Below are 21,204 nucleotides of genomic sequence, written 5' to 3' on the forward strand. Positions count from 1 at the left end.
GCTCAGCGCCCCGTCACCTTGCGCAGCAGCCGCCGTAGCCCCGACGGCGCGGGGGCGGGGGCGGCGTCCTCGCCGAGCGCGCGCCGGAGCTGGGCGAAGTGGTCGGCGCGGGTCTCGGAGAGGTACGGGTCCTTCAGCAGCGGCCCGGCGATCCGCCACGCGCGCCGGTGGTCGCCCTCGTAGTGGCACACGTACGCCTTGGCCAGCTCCAGGACCGGCTTGAAGGGCACCCGGCCGGTGTGGTCGAGATCGACCTCGTCCTGCACCGCGGTGATCAGGGCCAGCCGCTCGTCCACCGTGTAGTCGTCCTCGGCGATGCGCGCCAGCAGCCCGGCCGGGATCGGCCGGACGACCTCGAAGGCGAGGGTGGAACGGATCGGCGCGCCGGCGATCTCGATGTACGGGAGCAGGGCGCCGGTGCTGTGGTGCAGCCAGGGCAGGCGGGGGCTCGCGAAGTCCTGGTGCAGCACGACGGCACCGGGCTCCAGGCGGGGGAGGAAACGTTCCGCCACGCATCGGAACACCCGCGCCGTCTTGGCGATGTCGACGTGCAGGAACTCGATGGGACTCTTGTCCTGCGGGTCGGAGGTGTTCCAGATGTCGCCGGCGTGGACCTCGACGAACCCCATGAACGGGGCCAGCGCCGCCTCGAAGTCCTCCCGGAAGGAGTTGCCGCCCTCCGGCGCCTTGCCCGCCTTGAAGAACCGCTGCGTCGCGAAGGTGCCCTTGCCCACGCGGAAGAAGTCGTAGGCGTGCAGTCGGCCCTTCGTCTCGTCGAACGCCGGGTTCTCCCGCAGCCCCTTGGCGATGGCGTAGGTGGAGCCGCCACCGCCGGAGCCCAGCTCGACGAGGGCTCCGGTGCCGTTCACGTGGTGACGGGCCACCAGGTAGAGGAACTTCTGCTCCCAGTCGCTCATCTGGGCGTAGGGGATGTCCTCGGGGAGTGCCACGTCGTCGAACATCGAGTAGAGCCTGCCGAGGGACGCCATCGTTTCCTCACATCTCAGAACCGGGATGCGCCGATTCCACCTCGCGTCCCGCGTGCCCGAAAGGACCTGCACACGATGTGCATCCCGGCGACCCGAACGATTCATCGCCCGGCGACCCCCCGTACACCCGTCAGGCCCCCGCCTGGCATGTACGCCCGAAACAACGAGGGGCCGGACCCCGAGGGGCCCGGCCCGGACGCCGGACGGGACATCGCGCGGGCGACGTCGCCGGAACGTGGGATCAGACGTTGAAGCGGAACTCCACGACGTCGCCGTCCTGCATGACGTAGTCCTTGCCCTCCATGCGGGCCTTGCCCTTGGCGCGGGCCTCGGGGATGGAGCCGCACTCGACGAGGTCGCCGAAGGAGACGATCTCCGCCTTGATGAAGCCCTTCTGGAAGTCGGTGTGGATGACACCGGCGGCCTCGGGGGCGGTGGCGCCCTTCTTGATCGTCCAGGCGCGGGCCTCCTTGGGCCCGGCCGTGAGGTACGTCTGCAGGCCGAGGGTGTCGAAGCCGACGCGGGCGAGGGTGGCGAGACCCGGCTCCTCCTGCCCCATGGACTGGAGCAGCTCCAGGGCCTCCTCGTCGTCCAGCTCGATCAGCTCGGACTCGATCTTGGCGTTGAGGAAGATCGCCTCGGCGGGCGCCACCAGGGCGCGCTGCTCGGCCTTGAACGCCTCGTCGGTCAGCTCGTCCTCGTCCACGTTGAAGACGTAGAGGAAGGGCTTGATGGTCAGCAGGTGCAGCTCGTGCAGGAGGCCGGCCTTCTCCGTGCCGGCGGTGATGCCGGCGGAGAACAGGGTGCGGCCGTCCTCGAGGATCTGCTGGGCCTCCTGGACGGCGGCGAGCACCGCCGCCTTCTCCTTCTGCAGGCGCGCGTCCTTGGTCAGCCGCGGCAGGACCTTCTCGATGGTCTGCATGTCGGCGAGGATCAGCTCGGTGTTGATCGTCTCGATGTCGTCCTTGGGGGACACCTTGCCGTCGACGTGCACCACGTCCGGGTCGACGAACGCCCGGATGACCTGGCAGATGGCATCGGACTCGCGGATGTTCGCGAGGAACTTGTTGCCCAGGCCCGCGCCCTCGCTGGCGCCGCGCACGATGCCGGCGATGTCGACGAAGTCCACGGTCGCCGGGAGCTTGCGCTGCGAGTCGAAGATCCCCGCGAGCTTGTCCAGGCGCGGGTCGGGGACACCGACGACGCCGACGTTGGGCTCGATCGTGGCGAACGGGTAGTTGGCCGCCAGCACGTCGTTCTTGGTCAGGGCGTTGAACAGGGTCGACTTGCCGACGTTCGGCAGGCCGACGATTCCGATCGTGAGCGACACGTGACGACTTCCCAGGGCGAGAGGTGGGTGGAATGGGCCGCCACGCCCGGGCAGGGCGACCGGCGGACCGATCCACCAGTCTACGGAACGCACCGGCCCACGGAGCGGCCGCGCCCCGAGCGGCCCCCTCAGGCGGTGAAAAGTCGTGTCCTGCCCCCGTTTTCCCCCTCCTCGGCGCCTACGTTGGGTGCGTGGAGCAACACAGTGCGCGCACACCCCACAAGAACAGCGGTGCCCCCACCGCCGCCTCCCCGCTGCCTCGGCCGGCCCGCCCGCAGCGCCGCCCGCAGGGCGCGACAGCCGTCCGGGGCGGTCTGCCCCGGGGGCCGCTGCTGCTGCGGGCCGCCCGGCTGCGCCGGACGGAGCCCCGGCTGACCGGACTGGGCACGGGCGTCTTCATCACGCTGGCCGCCCTCGCCGGAGGCGCCGCGGACTCCCTGATCACCGGCGAGCCCGGCACCCTCTTCGGGGTCGTCTTCCTGCTGGCCTGCCTCGCCGCCGGGCTCTTCGTACGGCCGTACGACCTGTCGGCGGCGCCGGTCAGCGCGCCCATCGCCTTCACCATCGCGCTGGCCGTGACGGCCGACGGCGAGGGCGGGGGCTTCACGGGCCATGTGATGGGCCTGCTGACCGGGCTGGCCACCCTGACGGGCTGGCTGTACGGAGGCACGGTCGGCGCCGCGATGATCGCGGCCGCGCGGAAGGTGGCCTATGTGATGCGCGAACGGCGCCGCTGAGCGCCCTGCGCCCCCCGGCCCGGGGCCGGGGGGCGCCTCCGCGTGCCGGTCCCCGGCCACCTCCCGCCGGCCGCCGCGGTCAGGAGCGGACCGCGGCCGCCGCCATGCCCGCGCCGACGATGCCCGCGTTGTTCTGCAGCGCGGCCGGCACGATCTCGGCCCTGACGCCGGTCAGCAGCGGCAGGAACTTGTCGGCCTTGCGGCTGACCCCGCCGCCGAGGATGAACAGCTCGGGCGAGAAGAGCATCTCGACGTGGGCCAGGTACTTGTCCAGGCGCTTGGCCCAGTGCTCCCAGGTGAGGCCCTCGTCGTCCTTGGCCTTGGTGGAGGCCTTCTTCTCGGCGTCGTGGCCGTGCAGTTCCAGATGGCCGAGCTCCGTGTTGGGCAGCAGGCCGCCGTCGACGAAGACCGCGCTGCCGATGCCCGTGCCGAGGGTGAGCACGATGACCGTGCCCTTGCGGCCGCGGCCCGCCCCGTACTCCATCTCGGCCATGCCCGCGGCGTCCGCGTCGTTGAGCAGGGTCACCGCGCAGCCGACCTTCTGGGACAGGAGCCCCGCGGCATCCATGTCGATCCAGCCCTTGTCGACGTTCGCCGCCGTACGCGTCATGCCGTGCGTCACCACTCCGGGGAACGTGGCCCCCACCGGGCCCGTCCACCCGAAGTGGTCGACGACCTGCTTCACGCACTCCGCGACGGCGTCGGGGGTCGCGGGATGGGGGGTGAGCACTTTGAAGCGCTCCTCCGCCAGTTCACCACGCCCGAGGTCGACCGGGGCACCCTTGATGCCCGATCCGCCGATGTCCACACCGAAAACGCTCATGCCCCAACGCTACGACGTGGCACGGCCGGTCACCCCTCGGAGGTGTCTCCCCGCATCAGTTCGCCGGCCTCGGCGCGCAGGTCCCGGCGGAGCTCCTTGGGCAGCGAGAAGGTGATCGACTCCTCGGCGGCCTTGACGATCTCCACGTCCTCGAAGCCGCGGGCGGCCAGCCACTCCAGCACCTGCTCGACGAGCACCTCGGGCACGGAGGCACCGGAGGTGACGCCGACCGTGGAGACGCCGTCCAGCCACGCCGGGTCGATCTCGTCGGCGAAGTCCACCAGGTACGAGGCGCGGGCGCCGGCCAGCTTGGCGACCTCGACCAGGCGCACGGAGTTGGAGGAGTTGCGGGAGCCGACCACGATGACCAGGTCGGCCTCGGCGCCCATCTGCTTCACGGCGAGCTGGCGGTTCTGCGTGGCGTAGCAGATGTCGTCGCTCGGCGGCGAGATCAGCAGCGGGAACTTCTCCTTGAGCGCGTCGACCGTCTCCATGGTCTCGTCCACGGAGAGCGTGGTCTGGGAGAGCCAGACGACCTTGGACGGGTCGCGGACCTCGACCTTCTCGACGTCGCCGGGGCCGTCGACCAGGGTGATGTGGTCGGGGGCCTCGCCGGAGGTGCCGATGACCTCCTCGTGGCCCTCGTGGCCGATCAGGAGGATGTCGTAGTCCTCGCCCGCGAACCGCACGGCCTCCTTGTGGACCTTGGTGACCAGCGGGCAGGTCGCGTCGATCGTGGCGAGCCGGCCCTTGGCGGCCTCCTCGTGGACGACCGGGGCGACGCCGTGGGCGGAGAACATGACGATCGACCCCGGCGGCACCTCCTCCGTCTGCTCGACGAAGATCGCGCCCTTCCGCTCCAGGGTCTGCACGACGTACTTGTTGTGGACGATCTCGTGGCGGACGTAGATCGGGGCCCCGTACTGCTCCAGGGCCTTCTCGACGGCGATCACGGCACGGTCCACACCCGCGCAGTAGCCTCGCGGGGCGGCGAGCAGGACGCGGCGGGAAGTCGTAGCGGTCATGTGCCCATCGTACGGGGCCCGGACGGGGCCCCACCGCTGCCCCGGGTGCCCCGGCCGGGGGTGCGGGGGCGGTGCCGGAGCGTCCCGGGGCGCACGCGACGGACCCGCCCGGACAGGCCGGACGGGGAGCGGTACGCGGGGCTCAGCGGCAGCGCCGCGGGCGCCGTGCGGCACGGCGGGCGGCGAGCACCCACCCGGCCGCGAGGGCGGCCCCCGCCAGGGGCAGGCAGGTGAAGCAGCCGCAGCCGGGACCGTAGCGGCCGACGCGGAACCCGGCGTGGACGCGCGGCGGCCGTTCGGACGGGGGGCAGCCGTACCGGCCGGGTCGGTGCATGGGACCTCCCAGGACCTGTCGGTGACGCGGGCGTCACCGGCGACACTCCTGCCCAGCCTGCGCGGCGGCGGGGCGGGAGGACAGCGGGGTGTGCCATCCGGGTCGGACGGGAGGGCGTCACTGTCCGTGGCGGGGGCTAGTCTCGGCGTATGGCTGTGAACACGTCCGCGGAGACGCCGATCCCGGTCGGCGAGGTGTCCCGGCTGATCGGCGGCTGGATCGACCGGCTCGGCCCGGTGTGGGTCGAGGGGCAGATCACCCAGTTGTCACGGCGCCCGGGGGCGGGCGTGGTGTTCCTGACGCTGCGCGATCCGTCGCACGACATCTCGCTCAGCGTGACGTGCCGCCGGGCGGTCTTCGACGCCTTCGACGGGGCGGTCGGCGAGGGCGCCCGGGTCGTGGTGAACGCCAAGCCTGAGTGGTACGCGCCGCGAGGCCAGCTGTCACTGCGCGCGGCGGAGATCCGCCCGATAGGCGTCGGCGACCTGCTGCTGCGGCTGGAGCAGCTGAAGAAGCGGCTGGCGGGCGAGGGCCTGTTCGCGCCGGAGCGCAAGCGGCCGCTGCCGTTCCTGCCGCAGCTGATCGGGCTGGTCTGCGGCCGGGCCTCGGCCGCCGAGCGGGACGTGCTGGAGAACGCCCGGCTGCGCTGGCCCGCGGTCCGCTTCGAGGTGCGCAACGTGCCCGTCCAGGGCGCGTACGCGGTGCCGCAGGTGATCGAGGCGGTGCGCGGCCTGGACGCCCACCCCGAGGTCGACGTGATCATCGTGGCGCGGGGTGGCGGCAGCGTGGAGGACCTGCTGCCGTTCTCGGACGAGCGGCTGGTGCGGACGGTGGCGGAGTGCCGTACGCCCGTGGTGTCGGCGATCGGGCACGAGCCGGACACCCCGCTGCTGGACCTGGTGGCCGATCTGCGCGCCTCGACGCCGACCGACGCCGCCAAGCGCGTCGTGCCGGACGTGGGCGAGGAGCTGGCCCGGGTCGAGCAGCTGCGGCAGCGGTCGCTGCGGGTGATGCGCGGGCTCCTGGACCGGGAGGAGCGCGGCCTTGCCGCCGCGGTGAGCCGGCCGTGCATGGCGCGGCCCCATCTGATGGTCGACGAGCGCGAGGAGCAGGTCGCCGCCCTGCTGGAGCGGTCCCGCCGCCATCTTCGGCACCGGCTGGAGCGGGCGGACGACGAGCTGGCGCACACCCGGGCCCGGGTCGTGGCGCTCTCCCCCGCCGCGACGCTGCAGCGCGGGTACGCGGTGCTGCAGCGCGAGGACGGGCAGGTCGTGCGCGCCGCGGACGAGGTGGCCGAGGAGGAGAAGCTGCGCGCCCGGGTGGCCGAGGGCGAGTTCACCGTCCGCGTCACGCGCTGACCGCGAGGGCACCGGTACCGGCCGGTCCGCCGCGCGCCCGGCCGCCGTGTCGGAGGGCGGCCCTAGGCTGGTGCCATGGCAGATCAGGACACGCTGGGGTACGAGCAGGCCCGCGACGAGCTCGTCGACGTCGTTCGCCGTCTGGAGGCCGGCGGCTCCACGCTCGAGGAGTCCCTCGCCCTGTGGGAACGGGGGGAGCAGCTCGCCAAGGTGTGCCGCGACTGGCTGGAGGGCGCTCGCGCCCGGCTGGACGCGGCCCTGGCGCAGGAGTCCGGCGGCGCCGGGGAGGGTCCGGAGGCCGCCGGGGAGGAGTGAGCGGGGCGCGGGCGGTGTGACCCGCTCCACGGAGTAATAGTTGAAAGTTTAGTTGAAATTTCATCTATGCTGATGGGGAGTTCCGACGCGCCCGTCCCCAGGGCGCCGCTCCACACCCCCACCGAGGTACCCCATGACGCTCCAGCTGGACCCCGCCGCCCAGAACCTCCTCTTCCGCGAGGCGCGCACCGCCAACGCGTTCACCGACGAGCCGGTGACCGAGGAGCAGGTCCAGGACGTGTACGACCTGGTCAAGTACGCCCCCACCGCCTACAACCAGCAGCCGCTGCGCATCGTGCTGGTGCGCTCCCCCGAGGCCCGCGAGCGCCTGGTGCGCCACATGAACGAGGGCAACCGGGCGAAGACCGCCGCGGCGCCGCTGGTCGCGGTCCTGGCCGCCGACAACGAGTTCCACGAGGAGCTGCCGGCCCAGTTCCCGGCCTTCCCGCAGGCCAAGGAGGTGCTCTTCGGTGAGCGCCCGGCACGTGAGGCGTCCGCGGGCTTCAACGCCGCGCTGCAGGTCGGCTACTTCATCCTGGGCGTGCGGGCCGCGGGCCTGGCCGCCGGCCCCATGACCGGCTACGACGCCGGTGCCGTCGACAAGGAGTTCTTCCCCGACGGCGACCACTCCGTACTGGCCGTGGTCAACATCGGCAAGCCGGGCGAGAACGCCTGGCGCGAGCGCGGACCCCGCCTGGCGTACGACGAGGTCGTCACCACCGTCTGACGAGGACCCGTCGCCGTCACCGCCGCCGGCCCGAGGCCGGCGGCGGTGACGCGGTTCAGCCCTGCCGGCCGCCCCGCTGCTCGAGCGCTGCGGCCAGTTCCGCGAGCCGGGCCATCGGGGCCGTGCCGGTGACCATCGTGGTCACCCCGCCCTTCTCGCGCACGAGCGCGTCGTACTTGTCGCCCTCGTAGCGCTGCCAGGTCTCGCCGTCGACGGTGCGGGTGCCGACCCGCTTCGCCGCGTGGCTCTTGCGGGCGACGAACTTCTCCGTGGCCTCGTTGCTCTGCTCGACGGCCGCGTACTCGTTCTTCGGGTCGACGAAGCCCAGGTGCCACCGCACGGCTTCCGGGTCGGTGGACTCGTACGTCACCGAGGTCGCCCGCCAGTCCTCGCCGAGCCCCTCCGGGGCCGCCACCCCGTAGGGGGCGTCGCGCCGTGCCTGGTCGAGCTCGACCCGGTAGCCGACGGGCTTGACGGGGTCGTGGTTCTCATCGTGCGGGATGAAGAGCCAGATGCCTCCGGCGACGACCCCGATCGCCGCCATCGAGAGCACCATGTCCCGCAGTGTTTCCGTGCCGCGCTTCTTTGCCACGCCCCCTATGGTCCCCCATGCCCCGGGCCGTCCGGCCGCCCGGGGTCGCACCCTGCGGGAAATCCGCTCATGTGACGGGTGCCCTGCTCATCCTGGCGGGGTCCGGATAAGGTCGTAACACCCTCTTATCCCGGCCGTCCTCGTACAGAAAGGTGCGCTGTGATGACCGAGCAGCACGAAAACCACAACCTGCCGCCGCAACTCGAGGTGAACCCCGAGGCCCCCGACCGCAACCTGGCCCTGGAGCTCGTCCGGGTCACCGAGGCCGCCGCCATGGCGGCCGGCCGCTGGGTCGGGCGCGGCGACAAGAACGGCGCGGACGGCGCGGCCGTCAAGGCCATGCGCACCCTCGTCTCCACCGTGTCGATGAACGGCGTCGTCGTCATCGGCGAGGGGGAGAAGGACGAGGCCCCGATGCTCTTCAACGGTGAGCGCATCGGAGACGGGAACGGCGCGGAGTGCGACATCGCCGTTGACCCGATCGACGGCACCACCCTGACCGCCAAGGGCATGCCCAACGCCATCGCGGTGCTCGCCGCCGCCGACCGCGGCACGATGTACGACCCCTCGGCCGTCTTCTACATGGACAAGCTGGTCACCGGCCCCGAGGCCGCCGACTACGTCGACATCACCGCCCCGCCCTCGGTCAACATCCGCCGGGTCGCCAAGGCGAAGGGCAGCGCCCCCGAGGACGTCACGGTCGTCATCCTCGACCGCCCCCGTCACGAGGGCATCGTCAAGGAGATCCGGGAGACCGGCGCGCGCATCAAGTTCATCTCCGACGGCGACGTGGCCGGCGCGATCATGGCCGTCCGCGAGGGCACCGGCGTCGACATGCTGATGGGCGTCGGCGGAACGCCCGAGGGCATCATCGCGGCCTGCGCCATCAAGTGCCTCGGCGGCACGATCCAGGGCAAGCTGTGGCCGAAGGACGAGGCGGAGAAGCAGCGCGCCCTGGACGCGGGCCACGACCTGGAGCGGATCCTGCACACGGACGACCTGGTCAGGGGCGACAACGTGTTCTTCGTCGCCACCGGCATCACCGACGGCGAACTGCTGCGCGGAGTGCGGTACCGCGCCGAGACCGCCATCACCCAGTCGCTGGTCATGCGCTCGAAGTCCGGCACGATCCGCCAGATCGACTCCACGCACCGCCTGTCGAAGCTGCGCGCCTACAGCACCATCGACTTCGACCGCGCGCGCTGAGCCGCCGCGGCCCGCGCCGCACCGTGCGCACGAGGACCGGGAGCCCGCCGGCGCGGCGGGCTCCCGGTCCTCGTCCGTTGATTCAGCCCGCCGCGGCGATCCGCGTTCCGGGCCTTTGCAGTTCCGCCTCCCGGCGGCGGCGGCGGGCCAGCACGACCCTGCGCTCCGCGGCGGTCATCCCGCCCCACACGCCGTAGGGCTCGGGCTGGAGCAGCGCGTGCTCGCGGCACTCCAGCATCACCGGGCAGCGCGCGCACACCCGCTTGGCGGCCTCCTCCCGGGACAGCCGCGCCGCTGTCGGCTCCTTGGACGGCGCGAAGAACAGACCCGCCTCGTCACTGCGGCACGCCGCCTCCGAGTGCCATGGGCCGCCCAGGTCCCGGGGGTGACTCAGGGAGGACCTGGAGGCTGCCGGGGGCTCGATCGGTTGAAGCACGGGATACTCCTGACGACGGCTCGGCTTGGTGTCACCCTTGCCCGTCGCTGCGGTGCCGGTGCTCTCCACGGGTCTGTCGGCGTGAGGAGGGCTGCGGCGAGCGACGTGTCCCCTTGCCCTACCCGCTGTACGCGCGTTCATGCGCACAGTGCCGGGCGCGACACCCGCCGGGCCGGTGCCGTGTGCCGCCGATCCCCTTGCGTGGCACGGGAGTTGACCCGCGCCGCGGTCAGCCGTCGAGTTCTGCGGGGCCGAGCCCCTTCTTCTTCACGCGCTTGCCGCGGCGCGGCTTGGCCTCGACGCCGCCCCAGAAGGCGAAGCCCTGCACCTTGATGACCGGGGCGTTCGGATCGGGCGCCTCGTACGCCTTCACGTCGGAGCCGCCCATGATCCCCACGACGCCGCCGCCGTGCAGGGTGACGTTCTCCGGGACCCTGATCTCGACGCCGCCCATGATGGCGGTGCAGTTGATGACCAGCTCGGGACTGGTGAAGGTGGCCTCGGTGAGGTCGATGACGACGCCGCCCAGGATGGCCACGGCGTTGATCTTCGAACCGACCCGCCAGCGGCCCTTGCGCTCGGCGCCGCCGAGGATGCCGATCAGGTTGGGGTTCTCCCCGGAGCCGTCGGGCACCCATTGGTGCGCCCCCGGCGACGGGGCGGGCGCGCTCGCGGTGCGCCCCGCGGGGAGGTCTCGGACGTACGGCTCCAGTTCGCCGACGGTCTTGGCCGCGTAGACCCCGTCGAGCCGCTCGGAGTGCTCCTCGGTGGTCAGACGGCCCTCCGCGAGGGCATCGCGAAGGATGTCGGCCACCCGGTCGCGGTCCGCGTCGGACGCGCGAATGTCGGCTTCGGCCACGGGGCGCACGGGGTGCTGTTCACGCTTCTGGAGCGACGACTCATCCACTGGACTACCGTACACAGACGCGATAGATCGCGACTAGGCCCGGTGAGGGTCACCTCACACATCCGGCACCCCGCGAACGTTCTACGCTTGTTGGGCTTCTATGACGCAGCGCCAGTGAGGATGTCCACAAATGCCCCCTTCCTCCCACCCGGAGTTCGCCTATACCGACCTGCTCCCCCTCGGTGAGGACACCACTCCGTACCGTCTGATCACCTCCGAGGGCGTCAGCACCTTCGAGGCCGACGGCCGGACGTTCCTCAAGGTGGAGCCGGAGGCGCTGCGCAAGCTCGCCGCCGAGGCGATGCACGACATCTCCCACTACCTGCGGCCCGCGCACCTCGCCCAGCTGCGGCGGATCCTCGACGACCCCGAGGCGTCCCCCAACGACCGCTTCGTCGCCCTGGACCTGCTGAAGAACGCCAACATCGCCGCGGCCGGCGTCCTGCCGATGTGCCAGGACACGGGCACCGCGATCGTGATGGGCAAGCGCGGCCAGAACGTGCTCACGCAGGGCGGCGACGAGGCCGCCCTGTCGCACGGCATCTTCGACGCGTACACCAAGCTCAACCTGCGCTACTCCCAGATGGCCCCGATCACCATGTGGGAGGAGAAGAACACCGGCTCCAACCTGCCCGCGCAGATCGAGCTGTACGCGACCGACGGCGGCGCCTACAAGTTCCTCTTCATGGCCAAGGGCGGCGGCTCGGCCAACAAGTCCTTCCTCTACCAGGAGACCAAGGCGGTCCTGAACGAGGCCTCCATGATGAAGTTCCTGGAGGAGAAGATCCGTTCGCTCGGTACGGCCGCCTGCCCGCCGTACCACCTGGCGATCGTGGTCGGCGGCACCTCCGCCGAGTACGCCCTGAAGACCGCCAAGTACGCCTCCGCGCACTACCTGGACGAGCTCCCCGGCGAGGGCTCCCCGGCCGGCCACGGCTTCCGGGACAAGGAGCTGGAGGAGAAGGTCTTCGAGCTGACGCAGAGGATCGGCATCGGCGCGCAGTTCGGCGGCAAGTACTTCTGCCACGACGTGCGCGTGGTGCGGCTGCCCCGGCACGGCGCCTCCCTGCCGGTCGCCATCGCCGTCTCCTGCTCCGCCGACCGCCAGGCCGTGGCGAAGATCACCGCCGAGGGCGTCTTCCTGGAGCAGCTGGAGACCGACCCGGCCCGGTACCTGCCGGAGACCACCGACGACCACCTGTCGGACGAGGACGTCGTGCGCGTCGACCTCAACCGCCCGATGGACGAGGTGCTGGCGGAGCTGTCCAAGTACCCGGTCAAGACCCGGCTGTCGCTGACCGGCCCGCTGGTCGTCGCCCGCGACATCGCGCACGCGAAGATCAAGGAGCGGCTGGACGCGGGCGAGGAGATGCCGCAGTACCTGCGCGACCACCCGGTCTACTACGCGGGCCCGGCCAAGACCCCCGAGGGCTACGCCTCCGGCTCCTTCGGCCCCACCACCGCCGGCCGCATGGACTCCTACGTCGAGCAGTTCCAGGCCGCGGGCGGCTCCAAGGTCATGCTCGCCAAGGGCAACCGCTCCCGGCAGGTCACCGACGCGTGCGCCGCGCACGGCGGCTTCTACCTCGGCTCGATCGGCGGCCCGGCGGCGCGCCTGGCGCAGGACTGCATCAAGAAGGTCGAGGTCGTCGAGTACGCCGAGCTCGGCATGGAGGCGGTCTGGAGGATCGAGGTCGAGGACTTCCCGGCCTTCATCGTCGTCGACGACAAGGGCAACGACTTCTTCACCGATCCGGCGCCCGCGCCGACGTTCACCAGCATCCCGGTGCGCCCCCGGGCGTGACCCGTCCGGGACGGCCCGGCACCGCGTGCGCGGTGCCGGGCCGTCCTGTTTCCCCGGCCTCCCCCGGCCCGTGCGGGGCCGCCTCCGGGGCGGCCGCGAAGGGGAATGAAACGTGCCGTGCCGCTGTCCTACCGTGGGGTTCTACTGGTAAGTACCCGGTACGCCCGACGATGTCCGCGATGGAAGGAATTCCGGCCATGCCCGAGCAGGACGCAGGGGACCAGCACGAGTACCGCACCGAGCACGACTCGATGGGCGAGGTACGCGTCCCGGCCCATGCCAAGTGGCGCGCGCAGACCCAGCGGGCGGTGGAGAACTTCCCCATCAGCGGACGCGGTCTGGAGCGCGCCCACATCGAGGCGCTCGCCCGGATCAAGGCGGCGGCGGCCAAGGTCAACGCGGAGCTGGGCGTCCTGGACAAGGACGTGTCGGAGGCGATCCAGGAGGCCGCCGCCGAGGTGGCCGAGGGGCGCTGGGACGGGCACTTCCCGATCGACGTCTTCCAGACCGGGTCCGGTACCTCGTCCAACATGAACACCAACGAGGTCATCGCGACCCTGGCCGGCGAGCGGCTCGGCCGCGCGGTGCACCCCAACGACCACGTCAACGCGAGCCAGTCCTCCAACGACGTCTTCCCCTCCTCCCTGCACATCGCCGCGACCGCCGCGGTGACCGGCGACCTGATCCCGGCGCTGGAGCACCTGGCGGCGTCACTGGAGCGCAAGGCCGCGGAGTTCGCGGACGTGGTGAAGTCCGGCCGTACGCATCTGATGGACGCCACGCCGGTGACGCTGGGCCAGGAGTTCGGCGGCTACGCGGCCCAGGTCCGGTACGGGGTGGAGCGGCTGCGGGCCTCGCTGCCCCGGCTGGCGGAGCTGCCGCTGGGCGGCACCGCGGTCGGCACGGGGATCAACACCCCGCCCGGCTTCTCGGCGGCGGTGATCGCCGAGGTGGCGCGGACGACCGGGCTGCCGCTGACCGAGGCGCGGGACCACTTCGAGGCGCAGGGCGCCCGCGACGGCGTCGTGGAGACCTCCGGGCAGCTCCGCACGATCGCCGTGGGCCTGACCAAGATCGCCAACGATCTGCGCTGGATGGGCTCCGGGCCGCGCACCGGTCTCGCCGAGATCGCCCTGCCGGATCTGCAGCCCGGTTCGTCGATCATGCCGGGCAAGGTGAACCCGGTGATCCCCGAGGCGGTGCTGATGGTGGCCGCGCAGGTCATCGGCAACGACGTGACGATCACGACGGCCGGCGCCGCGGGCAACTTCGAGCTGAACGTGATGCTCCCGGTGATCGCCCGGAACGTCCTGGAGTCGGTCCGGCTGCTCGCGAACGTCTCCCGGCTGCTGGCGGACCGCACGGTCGACGGGATCACGGCGAACGCGGAGCGGGCCCGTGAGTACGCGGAGTCCTCGCCGTCGGTCGTCACCCCGCTCAACAAGTACATCGGTTACGAGGAGGCGGCAAAGGTCGCCAAGCGGTCGCTGGCCGAGCGGAAGACCATCCGCGAGGTGGTGCTGGAGTCCGGCTACGTGGAGCGCGGGCTGCTCACCCTGGAGCAGCTGGACGAGGCGCTGGACGTGCTGCGGATGACCCGGCCCTGACGGCGCGGCGCGCCGCCGCCCCGGCCGTCCCGCGCCCGGCGTGACGAACGCTCGGCTCAAGGGTGACGCCTCCGTGACACGGGGTCCGTAAGATCCGTTCATGACAGCGGACACCCTTCTTTCTCCGGGAGCCGGCCGGGACGGTGGCGTGGGCCACTGGGCCCCCGGCGAGCAGGTGCTGTGGCGTTACCGCGGCAACGGCAGCGACGCGGTGCACATCTGCCGTCCGGTGACCGTGGTCCGCGACGACCCGGAACTGCTGGCGGTGTGGATGGCGCCGGGCACCGAGTGCGTCAAGCCGGTCCTCGCGGACGGCTCGCCGATCCACCACGAGCCGCTGGAGACCCGCTACCTCAAGCCGCGTACGACGTGCGTGGACCGCTGGTGGGGCGCGGGCGTGCTGAAGCTGGCCCGGCCGGAGGAGCCCTGGTCGGTGTGGCTGTTCTGGGAGCAGGGCTGGCGCTTCAAGAACTGGTACGTGAACCTGGAGGAGCCGCGGCGACGCTGGTCGGGCGGGGTCGACTCGGAGGACCACTTCCTGGACATCCACGTCACCCCCGACCGCGGCTGGCAGTGGCGGGACGAGGACGAGTTCGCGCAGGCGCAGACCGCCGGCCTGATGACGGCGGCCACGGCCGAGCGGGTGCGGGAGGCCGGCCGCCGGGCCGTCGGGGTGATCGGCGCCTGGGGGCGGCCCTTCCGGGACGGATGGGAGCACTGGCGTCCGAATCCGGCGTGGCCGGTACCGGCCCTTCCGGTTGACTGGGATCGTCCGGCAAGGTGACCGCGTGAGCGGCTTGCCCGGGACCCCTACCCCAAACGTAAGATCGTGGCCCATAGTGCTGCACAAAACACAGGCTCACACTAGAGTTTGACGCTATGTCACCAAGGTCATACGGGAGGCCCGGGCTGTGGGAGTCGGCGGCTACGAGGACATACGGCTGGACCGCACCGGCCAGGCCGAGGGGTTCGACGCCATAGGTGACCGCTACGACGAGGCCTTCCCGCACAAGGGGGGCCAGGTCACCGCGGGCGAACGGCTCCTGACGCGGCTCCCCGCGGGCTCCCGGGTCCTGGACCTGGGTTGCGGCACGGGGCTGCCGACCAGCCGTCAGCTGGTCGAGGCCGGGCACAAGGTGACGGGTGTGGACCTCTCCGCGGGGATGCTCGCCCTCGCCCGCCGGCATGTACCGCGGGCGGACTTCCACCGGGCCGACATCGCCGATCTGCGGACCGGCGGCCGCTACGGACCGGGCGGCCCGGAGGACCTGGGCCGCTTCGACGCCGTCGTGGCCTTCTTCTCGCTGCTGATGCTGCCTCGCGTGGAGATCCCGCTGGCCCTGCGCAGCGTCCACGACCTCCTCCTCCCGGGCGGTATGTTCACCCTTTCGATGGTGGAAGCCGACGTGGACGACTTCGCGATTCCGTTCCTTGGTAACACCATCCGGGTATCGGGTTATCTACGGGACGAATTGCGCCAGGTGGTCGCCGAAGCGGGATTCGCGGTCCTTGAGGAGGATTCGTACGCGTACGCGCCGCACACCACCGAAGTGCCGCCGGAGGAGCAGCTCTTCCTGCACTGCCGACGACCCGCCTGACGCGGCCGCCCCGCCACGTGCCCGGCATGTGACGCACCCGACCGGATGGAACGACCAGCGTGAGCACGGAGCGCATTTCTGAGCAGGCCGCCGTCCAGGGGACGACGGCGGGCCCGGCACGTCCGGGCGACACCGAACCGGTACCGGATCCACGGGCCGGCTTCCGGCTGCCCGCGGACGGCCCGGGCGACGAGGCGGCCGCGCCCCCGTCCGGGGCGAAGGCCCCCGGACGGTCCCCGGACCCGGCCGCGGCGGGCGACCGCCCGCGCCGGGGCCGCCGGAGCGGCGGCGCCAAGCGCGGCGCGGCTGCCGGTGGCGCCGGCGATCCCGGCGGCGCGTCCACGCCGCCGGCGCAGCGTCAGACCCCCTCCGACGCCCCCGCGTCGGCCCCCGCCCCCGCCAAACCCGGCCGTGGCGGCCGGCGTGCGCGCGGCGGACGTTCCGCGCGGCAGTCCTCCGAGGTGCGGGACCGTCAGGCCGCCCGGGTGGTCGCCGGGGAGGGCGTGGCCGCCGTCCAGCACATGACCGCCGTCCCCGCGGACGGCGCGCGCGGACGGCAGACCGTACGGCTGCGCACCCCCGAGGCCCCCAGCGGCGACCCGGCGACCGGTGAGCCCTGGAACCGCTCCGCCGGCCGGGACCGGCGGGCCGCCACCGCGATGGCCGCCCCCGTGGAGCCCGGCCGCCGGGCCACCGCGGGGGGCGGGACCCCGGACGTCCCGGGCGTTCCCGGCCCCGCGCAGCCGGAGGGCGGCGAGTCCCGCACCCGGCAGCGCACCCCCGACACGACACTGCCCACCTCCCGGGCGACCGGCCGGCAGGGCGGCCGCGGCGGCCCCGCAGGCGGGCACCCCGTGGACGAGGACTCCACCGGCGGCCAGCCGCTGAAGAAGATCGGCCCGCAGAACCGCGGCCGGGCGGGACAGGCCGAGACCGATCGGCTGCGCTACATCGGCGCGGCCACCCGCCGCATCGCGCGCGGCCTGGACCTGGACGAGATCGTGCTGGGCCTGTGCCGCTCGGCGGTGCCCGCCTTCGCCGACGCGATCCTGGTCTACCTGCGCGACCCGCTGCCGGTGGGCGACGAGCGCCCCTCCGGTCCGCTGGTGCTGCGGCTGCGGCGCACCGACCGGGTTCCGGACGAGGACGCCCCGGAGCCGGTGGAGGGCCTGCTCATGCCGGTCGTCCCCTCCACGGAGGGCGCCTACGGCTCGGCCGCCGAGGTCGTGAACGTCCCCATGGACGGCCCGCTCGCCGAGGTGCTGCGCGGGGTGCGTCCGGTGTTCTCCGAGAACGCCCAGTCCACGGCGGCCCTCCGCGAGCTGGTCGGGGGCTGCCGGGACGCGGAGTTCGGCGAGACGTTAGACCTTCCGGCCGGACGCCGGGCGATCCTGGCACCACTGCGCGGCCGCCGCCGGGTGATCGGCGCGACCGTGCTGCTGCGCCGTCCCGAGCGCGCCCCGTTCGACCCGGACGACCTGCTGATCGCGGCCCAGCTGGCCACCCACACCGCGCTCGGCGTGGACAAGGCGGTGCTCTACGACCGCGAGGCGTCCATCGCCGACTCCCTGCAGCGCGAGATGCTGCCGGACTCCCTGCCGGAACCCACCGGGGTCCGGCTGGCCAGCCGCTACCTGCCCGCCGCCGAGTCGGCCCGGGTCGGCGGCGACTGGTACGACGCGATCCCGCTGCCGGGCAGCCGGGTGGCGCTGGTGGTCGGCGACGTCATGGGCCACTCCATGACCTCGGCGGCGATCATGGGCCAGCTGCGGACGACCGTGCAGACCCTGGCGGGCCTGGACCTGTCGCCGCAGGAGGTGCTCTACCACCTGGACGAGCAGGCCCAGCGGCTCGGCCAGGACCGCATGGCCACCTGCATCTACGCGGTCTACGACCCGATAGCGCACCGGGTGACCATCGCCAACGCAGGCCATCCGCCGCCGGTGCTGCTGCACGCCAGCGGCCTGGCCGAGGTGCTGCGCGTGCCGCCGGGCGCGCCGATCGGCGTGGGCGGTGTGCCCTTCGAGGCGGTGGAGCTGCCCGCCCCGGCCGGGGCGACGCTGCTGCTGTACACCGACGGCCTGGTGGAGTCCCGCGCCCGTGACGTGTGGGGCGGCATCGAGATGCTGCGCGAGCGGTTGCACACGGCGTCGGCGGTGGTGTGCCCGCCACCGCTGGAGCCGCTGTGCGACGAGGTGCTGGAGATCGTGGGCCCGGGCGACCGGGACGACGACATCGCGCTGCTGGCCGCCCGTTTCGACGGCATCGCGCCGCGCGACGTGGCCTACTGGTTCCTGGAGCCGCGGGCGCAGACGGCCGGCCGGGCCCGGCGGCTGGTGCGCCAGGCGCTCAGCCGCTGGAACCTGGAGCCGCTGGCCGAGGCGACGGAGCTGCTGGTCAGCGAGGTGGTGACCAATGCGGTGCGGTACGCCGAGCGCCCCATCACGCTGCGGCTGCTCCGCACCGACGTGCTGCGCTGCGAGGTCGGCGACGACGCCCCGACGCTGCCGCGGATGCGCCACGCCCAGCCGCAGGACGAAGGCGGGCGAGGGCTCTACCTGGTCAACCGGATGGCGCAGCGCTGGGGAGCGACCCGGCTGAGCGCCGGGAAGGTGGTCTGGTTCGAAATGGGCATTCCGGGCGGTGTCGACCGGTAGACACTCCGTATCCGTACACGTTTTATTTTTGGACATTGTCCAGATCTATGGCGTGAAGCCATTGTCCGGCGTGCCGAGCCGGTGATTCAGTGTTTGTGTGGTCGTTAGCGACCAGGAGCCCCCGACGGACTCTTCCGAAGATCGACGGGAGGACACACTCACATGAGCACCCCCTACACCACCAACAACGCCGGGATCCCGGTGGAGAGCGACGCGCATTCGCTCACGGTGGGCTCGGACGGACCGGTCCTTCTCCAGGACCACTACCTGATCGAGAAGATGGCGCAGTTCAACCGCGAACGGGTCCCGGAGCGTGTGGTGCACGCCAAGGGCTCGGGCGCGTACGGCGTCTTCGAGGTGACGAACGACGTCAGCCAGTTCACCAAGGCCGACCTCTTCCAGCCGGGACGCCGCACGGAGATGCTGGCCCGCTTCTCCACGGTCGCCGGCGAGCTGGGCAGTCCCGACACCTGGCGCGACCCGCGCGGCTTCGCCCTGAAGTTCTACACCGAGTACGGCAACTACGACCTGGTCGGCAACAACACCCCGGTCTTCTTCGTACGCGACGCGATGAAGTTCCAGGACTTCATCCGCAGCCAGAAGCGCCGTCCGGACTCCGGCCTGCGTGACAACAACATGCAGTGGGACTTCTGGACGCTGTCCCCCGAGTCGGCGCACATGGTCACCTGGCTGATGGGCGACCGCGGCGTGCCCAAGACCTACCGCCACATGAACGGCTACGGCTCCCACACCTACATGTGGGTCAACGGCGGCGGCGAGCGGCACTGGATCAAGTACCACTTCAAGACCGACCAGGGCATCGACTTCCTCACCCAGGAGGAGGCCGACCACTTCGCGGGCGCCGACGGCGATCTGCACCGCCGGGACCTCTTCCAGGCCATCGAGCGCGGCGAACACCCCTCGTGGACGCTGTACGTGCAGGTCATGCCGTTCGACGACGCCGCGGACTACCGGTTCAACCCCTTCGACCTCACCAAGGTGTGGCCGCACGGCGACTACCCGCTGATCGAGGTCGGCCGGATGACCCTGAACAGGAACCCCGAGGACTACTTCATCCACATCGAGCAGGCCGCCTTCGAGCCCAACAACATGGTGCCCGGCGTCGGTCCCTCGCCGGACAAGATGCTCCTCGGCCGGCTCTTCTCGTACGCCGACACCCACCGCTACCGGATCGGCCCCAACTACGCCCAGTTGCCGCCGAACCGGCCGCACACCGAGGTGCGCTCGTACGCCAAGGACGGCCCGATGCGCTACGAGCCGTCGCGCACCGCCGCCCCGTACGCGCCGAACTCCGTCGGCGGGCCCGAGGCCGACATCGCCCGCTTCGGCGACCCGGCCGGCTGGGAGGTCGCGGGGAACATGGTGCACGAGCCGTACAAGCTGCACCGCGAGGACGACGACTTCGGCCAGGCCGGGACGATGGTCCGGAAGGTCCTGGACGACGCCGCCCGCGACCGGCTGGTCTCCAACGTGTCGGGCCATCTGAAGAACGGGGTCAGCGCCCCCGTCCTGGCGCGCGCGGTCGAGTACTGGCGCAACATCGACAAGGAGGTCGGCGACCGCATCGCCGCCAACGTCAACGGCCTGTAGGCCGGACCTCCCCACGGCCGCAGCCCCGGTGCACGTGATGTCCGTCCGTGCCCCGGGGCTGCATCGCGCCGGCCGGGACGGAACCGGGCGGGCCCCGCGCACATCCCATCGGCATGCGGACGACGAGACTGTGGGCGAGGGCGGGGGCCGTCATACCCCTGGTGACGGCGGTGGGCTGCGGGGTCCTGGGGGTGGACGGCCCCGACTGCACCGACATCGGGGCGGGGTCGGGGGTGCGGCTCGTGTTCGACACGGAGCCCGGCACGACCTACCGGCTGTGCGCCGGCGCGGTGTGCTCGCGGAGCGGAACGGGCGACGGGCAGGAGATGCTGCTCGCCGTGGACCTGCCCGGGGCGGCCGGGCCGAAGCGGGTCGCGGTGCGCTTCACCGGCACCCCGCAGGACACCCCGGGGACCGCGGCCGGGCCCGCGGTGGACGAGCGCGTCGACGTCACGCTCGACAAGTGGCAGCCGAACGGCCCGGGCTGCGAGCCCACCGCGTATCAGGCCCGTCTCGGGTACGAACCGGGAAAAGGCCTGTTCAGAAAGGGTTAGGTCACCGGCGCATCACTATGCACAAGTTCTATACACCGTAGGTATACGCGTCGTGTAGAGTCCTCGGTCATGAGCATCGGCCACACCCTGCTCGGACTCCTGGAGTCCGGCCCGCGCCACGGCTACGACCTGAAGCGGGCATTCGACGGCAAGTTCGGTCACGACCGCCCGCTGCACTACGGGCAGGTCTACTCGACGATGGCGCGGCTGCTGAAGCACGGGCTGGTCGAGGTCGAGGGCATCGAGCCCGGCGGCGGCCCGGAGCGCAAGCGGTACGCGATCACCGAGGCCGGGATCACCGACGTCGAGAAGTGGCTCGCGCAGCCGGAGAAGCCCGAGCCCTACCTGCAGAACACCCTCTACACCAAGGTCGTCCTCGCGCTGCTCACCGGGCGCAGCGCCGCCGGTCTGCTCGACACCCAGCGGTCCGAGCACCTGCGGCTGATGCGGGAACTGACCGAACGCAAACGACACGGCGACCTCGCGGACCAGCTCGTCTGCGACCACGCCCTGTTCCACCTGGAGGCGGACCTGCGGTGGCTGGAGCTCACCGCCGCCCGCCTCGACCTACTCGCGGCGGAGGTAGCCGAGTGA

Annotated in this window: 21 protein-coding genes; 13 read left to right on the forward strand and 8 right to left on the reverse strand. The window is 72.0% G+C overall.

Going from position 1 to position 21,204, the window contains the following annotated elements:
- Positions 1–2: 2 nt before the first annotated feature.
- Both OIE69_RS16240 and ychF read right to left on the reverse strand, forming a co-directional pair.
- Positions 3–989, reverse strand: coding sequence for a class I SAM-dependent methyltransferase (locus OIE69_RS16240; protein WP_326572642.1), 987 nt, complete (start codon positions 987–989; stop codon positions 3–5).
- A gap of 241 nt (positions 990–1,230) precedes the next feature.
- Positions 1,231–2,319, reverse strand: a complete 1,089-nt coding sequence (gene ychF, locus OIE69_RS16245; RefSeq protein ID WP_326572643.1) for a redox-regulated ATPase YchF — start codon at positions 2,317–2,319, stop codon at positions 1,231–1,233.
- A gap of 191 nt (positions 2,320–2,510) precedes the next feature.
- On the opposite strand from ychF, the gene OIE69_RS16250 reads away from it, so the two are divergent.
- The gene (locus OIE69_RS16250) at positions 2,511–3,056 is read left to right on the forward strand and encodes a DUF6542 domain-containing protein (RefSeq protein WP_326572644.1); all 546 of its coding nucleotides are present in this window, start codon (positions 2,511–2,513) and stop codon (positions 3,054–3,056) included.
- Positions 3,057–3,135: 79 nt separating this feature from the next.
- Here the strand turns inward: OIE69_RS16250 and ppgK are convergent, their stop codons facing one another.
- The 3 genes from ppgK to OIE69_RS16265 all read right to left on the reverse strand — a co-directional run bounded on the left by ppgK (position 3,136) and on the right by OIE69_RS16265 (position 5,238).
- Positions 3,136–3,879, reverse strand: coding sequence for a polyphosphate--glucose phosphotransferase (gene ppgK / locus OIE69_RS16255; protein ID WP_326572645.1), 744 nt, complete (start codon positions 3,877–3,879; stop codon positions 3,136–3,138).
- Between the two features lie 29 nt (positions 3,880–3,908).
- On the reverse strand, positions 3,909–4,904 hold the full coding sequence (locus OIE69_RS16260; protein WP_326572646.1) for a 4-hydroxy-3-methylbut-2-enyl diphosphate reductase: 996 nt from the start codon (positions 4,902–4,904) through the stop codon (positions 3,909–3,911).
- Between the two features lie 142 nt (positions 4,905–5,046).
- Positions 5,047–5,238: a hypothetical protein gene (locus OIE69_RS16265; RefSeq protein WP_326572647.1), complete on the reverse strand. Its 192-nt coding sequence runs from the start codon at positions 5,236–5,238 to the stop codon at positions 5,047–5,049.
- 149 nt (positions 5,239–5,387) lie between these two features.
- On the opposite strand from OIE69_RS16265, the gene xseA reads away from it, so the two are divergent.
- The 3 genes from xseA to OIE69_RS16280 all read left to right on the forward strand — a co-directional run bounded on the left by xseA (position 5,388) and on the right by OIE69_RS16280 (position 7,638).
- Positions 5,388–6,596, forward strand: coding sequence for an exodeoxyribonuclease VII large subunit (gene xseA / locus OIE69_RS16270; RefSeq protein ID WP_326572648.1), 1,209 nt, complete (start codon positions 5,388–5,390; stop codon positions 6,594–6,596).
- 75 nt (positions 6,597–6,671) lie between these two features.
- The gene (locus tag OIE69_RS16275; protein ID WP_326572649.1) at positions 6,672–6,911 is read left to right on the forward strand and encodes an exodeoxyribonuclease VII small subunit; all 240 of its coding nucleotides are present in this window, start codon (positions 6,672–6,674) and stop codon (positions 6,909–6,911) included.
- A 133-nt stretch (positions 6,912–7,044) separates the two neighbouring features.
- A complete protein-coding gene (locus OIE69_RS16280) occupies positions 7,045–7,638 on the forward strand; it encodes a malonic semialdehyde reductase (RefSeq protein WP_326572650.1) in 594 nt (197 codons plus the stop codon).
- Between the two features lie 55 nt (positions 7,639–7,693).
- On the opposite strand, the gene OIE69_RS16285 is transcribed toward OIE69_RS16280, so the two are convergent.
- Positions 7,694–8,230: a DUF4245 domain-containing protein gene (locus tag OIE69_RS16285; protein WP_326572651.1), complete on the reverse strand. Its 537-nt coding sequence runs from the start codon at positions 8,228–8,230 to the stop codon at positions 7,694–7,696.
- 162 nt (positions 8,231–8,392) lie between these two features.
- Between OIE69_RS16285 and glpX the strand changes: the two genes are divergently transcribed.
- The gene (glpX, locus tag OIE69_RS16290; RefSeq protein ID WP_326572652.1) at positions 8,393–9,436 is read left to right on the forward strand and encodes a class II fructose-bisphosphatase; all 1,044 of its coding nucleotides are present in this window, start codon (positions 8,393–8,395) and stop codon (positions 9,434–9,436) included.
- A gap of 82 nt (positions 9,437–9,518) precedes the next feature.
- On the opposite strand, the gene OIE69_RS16295 is transcribed toward glpX, so the two are convergent.
- Together OIE69_RS16295 and OIE69_RS16300 are read right to left on the reverse strand one after the other, a co-directional pair.
- Positions 9,519–9,872: a WhiB family transcriptional regulator gene (locus OIE69_RS16295; RefSeq protein WP_018561404.1), complete on the reverse strand. Its 354-nt coding sequence runs from the start codon at positions 9,870–9,872 to the stop codon at positions 9,519–9,521.
- Positions 9,873–10,101: 229 nt separating this feature from the next.
- Positions 10,102–10,779: a DUF1707 SHOCT-like domain-containing protein gene (locus OIE69_RS16300; protein WP_326572653.1), complete on the reverse strand. Its 678-nt coding sequence runs from the start codon at positions 10,777–10,779 to the stop codon at positions 10,102–10,104.
- Between the two features lie 130 nt (positions 10,780–10,909).
- On the opposite strand from OIE69_RS16300, the gene OIE69_RS16305 reads away from it, so the two are divergent.
- The 8 genes from OIE69_RS16305 to OIE69_RS16340 all read left to right on the forward strand — a co-directional run bounded on the left by OIE69_RS16305 (position 10,910) and on the right by OIE69_RS16340 (position 21,204).
- Complete coding sequence (locus tag OIE69_RS16305) at positions 10,910–12,583, forward strand: fumarate hydratase (RefSeq protein ID WP_326572654.1); 1,674 nt, start codon at positions 10,910–10,912, stop codon at positions 12,581–12,583.
- 197 nt (positions 12,584–12,780) lie between these two features.
- Positions 12,781–14,190 (forward strand): class II fumarate hydratase, encoded by a 1,410-nt coding sequence (locus OIE69_RS16310; protein ID WP_326572655.1) that lies wholly within the window; start codon positions 12,781–12,783, stop codon positions 14,188–14,190.
- Between the two features lie 100 nt (positions 14,191–14,290).
- Positions 14,291–14,974, forward strand: coding sequence for a cytidylyl-2-hydroxypropylphosphonate hydrolase (gene fomD, locus OIE69_RS16315; protein ID WP_326572656.1), 684 nt, complete (start codon positions 14,291–14,293; stop codon positions 14,972–14,974).
- 127 nt (positions 14,975–15,101) lie between these two features.
- Complete coding sequence (locus OIE69_RS16320) at positions 15,102–15,788, forward strand: class I SAM-dependent DNA methyltransferase (RefSeq protein WP_326572657.1); 687 nt, start codon at positions 15,102–15,104, stop codon at positions 15,786–15,788.
- Between the two features lie 59 nt (positions 15,789–15,847).
- Positions 15,848–18,445, forward strand: a complete 2,598-nt coding sequence (locus tag OIE69_RS16325) for a SpoIIE family protein phosphatase (RefSeq protein WP_326572658.1) — start codon at positions 15,848–15,850, stop codon at positions 18,443–18,445.
- Between the two features lie 162 nt (positions 18,446–18,607).
- Positions 18,608–20,056 carry a catalase gene (locus OIE69_RS16330; RefSeq protein WP_326572659.1) on the forward strand — a complete coding sequence of 483 codons (1,449 nt, stop codon included), beginning with the start codon at positions 18,608–18,610 and terminating at the stop codon, positions 20,054–20,056.
- 113 nt (positions 20,057–20,169) lie between these two features.
- Positions 20,170–20,610, forward strand: a complete 441-nt coding sequence (locus OIE69_RS16335; protein ID WP_326572660.1) for a hypothetical protein — start codon at positions 20,170–20,172, stop codon at positions 20,608–20,610.
- A 69-nt stretch (positions 20,611–20,679) separates the two neighbouring features.
- Positions 20,680–21,204 (forward strand): PadR family transcriptional regulator, encoded by a 525-nt coding sequence (locus tag OIE69_RS16340; RefSeq protein ID WP_326572661.1) that lies wholly within the window; start codon positions 20,680–20,682, stop codon positions 21,202–21,204.

The sequence above is a fragment of the Actinacidiphila glaucinigra genome, assembly GCF_035918135.1.
GTDB classification, from domain to species: domain Bacteria; phylum Actinomycetota; class Actinomycetes; order Streptomycetales; family Streptomycetaceae; genus Actinacidiphila; species Actinacidiphila glaucinigra.

What these genes read in the sequence shown, in the direction of transcription:
- OIE69_RS16330 (WP_326572659.1), top strand. Translation starts at nt 18,608, where the DNA reads ATGAGCACCCCCTACACCACCAACAACGCCGGGATCCCGGTGGAGAGC.
- OIE69_RS16305 (WP_326572654.1), top strand. Translation starts at nt 10,910, where the DNA reads ATGCCCCCTTCCTCCCACCCGGAGTTCGCCTATACCGACCTGCTCCCC.
- OIE69_RS16280 (WP_326572650.1), top strand. Translation starts at nt 7,045, where the DNA reads ATGACGCTCCAGCTGGACCCCGCCGCCCAGAACCTCCTCTTCCGCGAG.
- glpX (WP_326572652.1), top strand. Translation starts at nt 8,393, where the DNA reads ATGACCGAGCAGCACGAAAACCACAACCTGCCGCCGCAACTCGAGGTG.
- OIE69_RS16265 (WP_326572647.1), bottom strand. Translation starts at nt 5,238, where the DNA reads ATGCACCGACCCGGCCGGTACGGCTGCCCCCCGTCCGAACGGCCGCCG.
- OIE69_RS16275 (WP_326572649.1), top strand. Translation starts at nt 6,672, where the DNA reads ATGGCAGATCAGGACACGCTGGGGTACGAGCAGGCCCGCGACGAGCTC.
- OIE69_RS16240 (WP_326572642.1), bottom strand. Translation starts at nt 989, where the DNA reads ATGGCGTCCCTCGGCAGGCTCTACTCGATGTTCGACGACGTGGCACTC.
- fomD (WP_326572656.1), top strand. Translation starts at nt 14,291, where the DNA reads ATGACAGCGGACACCCTTCTTTCTCCGGGAGCCGGCCGGGACGGTGGC.
- OIE69_RS16335 (WP_326572660.1), top strand. Translation starts at nt 20,170, where the DNA reads ATGCGGACGACGAGACTGTGGGCGAGGGCGGGGGCCGTCATACCCCTG.
- xseA (WP_326572648.1), top strand. Translation starts at nt 5,388, where the DNA reads ATGGCTGTGAACACGTCCGCGGAGACGCCGATCCCGGTCGGCGAGGTG.
- ppgK (WP_326572645.1), bottom strand. Translation starts at nt 3,879, where the DNA reads ATGAGCGTTTTCGGTGTGGACATCGGCGGATCGGGCATCAAGGGTGCC.
- OIE69_RS16340 (WP_326572661.1), top strand. Translation starts at nt 20,680, where the DNA reads ATGAGCATCGGCCACACCCTGCTCGGACTCCTGGAGTCCGGCCCGCGC.
- OIE69_RS16260 (WP_326572646.1), bottom strand. Translation starts at nt 4,904, where the DNA reads ATGACCGCTACGACTTCCCGCCGCGTCCTGCTCGCCGCCCCGCGAGGC.
- OIE69_RS16310 (WP_326572655.1), top strand. Translation starts at nt 12,781, where the DNA reads ATGCCCGAGCAGGACGCAGGGGACCAGCACGAGTACCGCACCGAGCAC.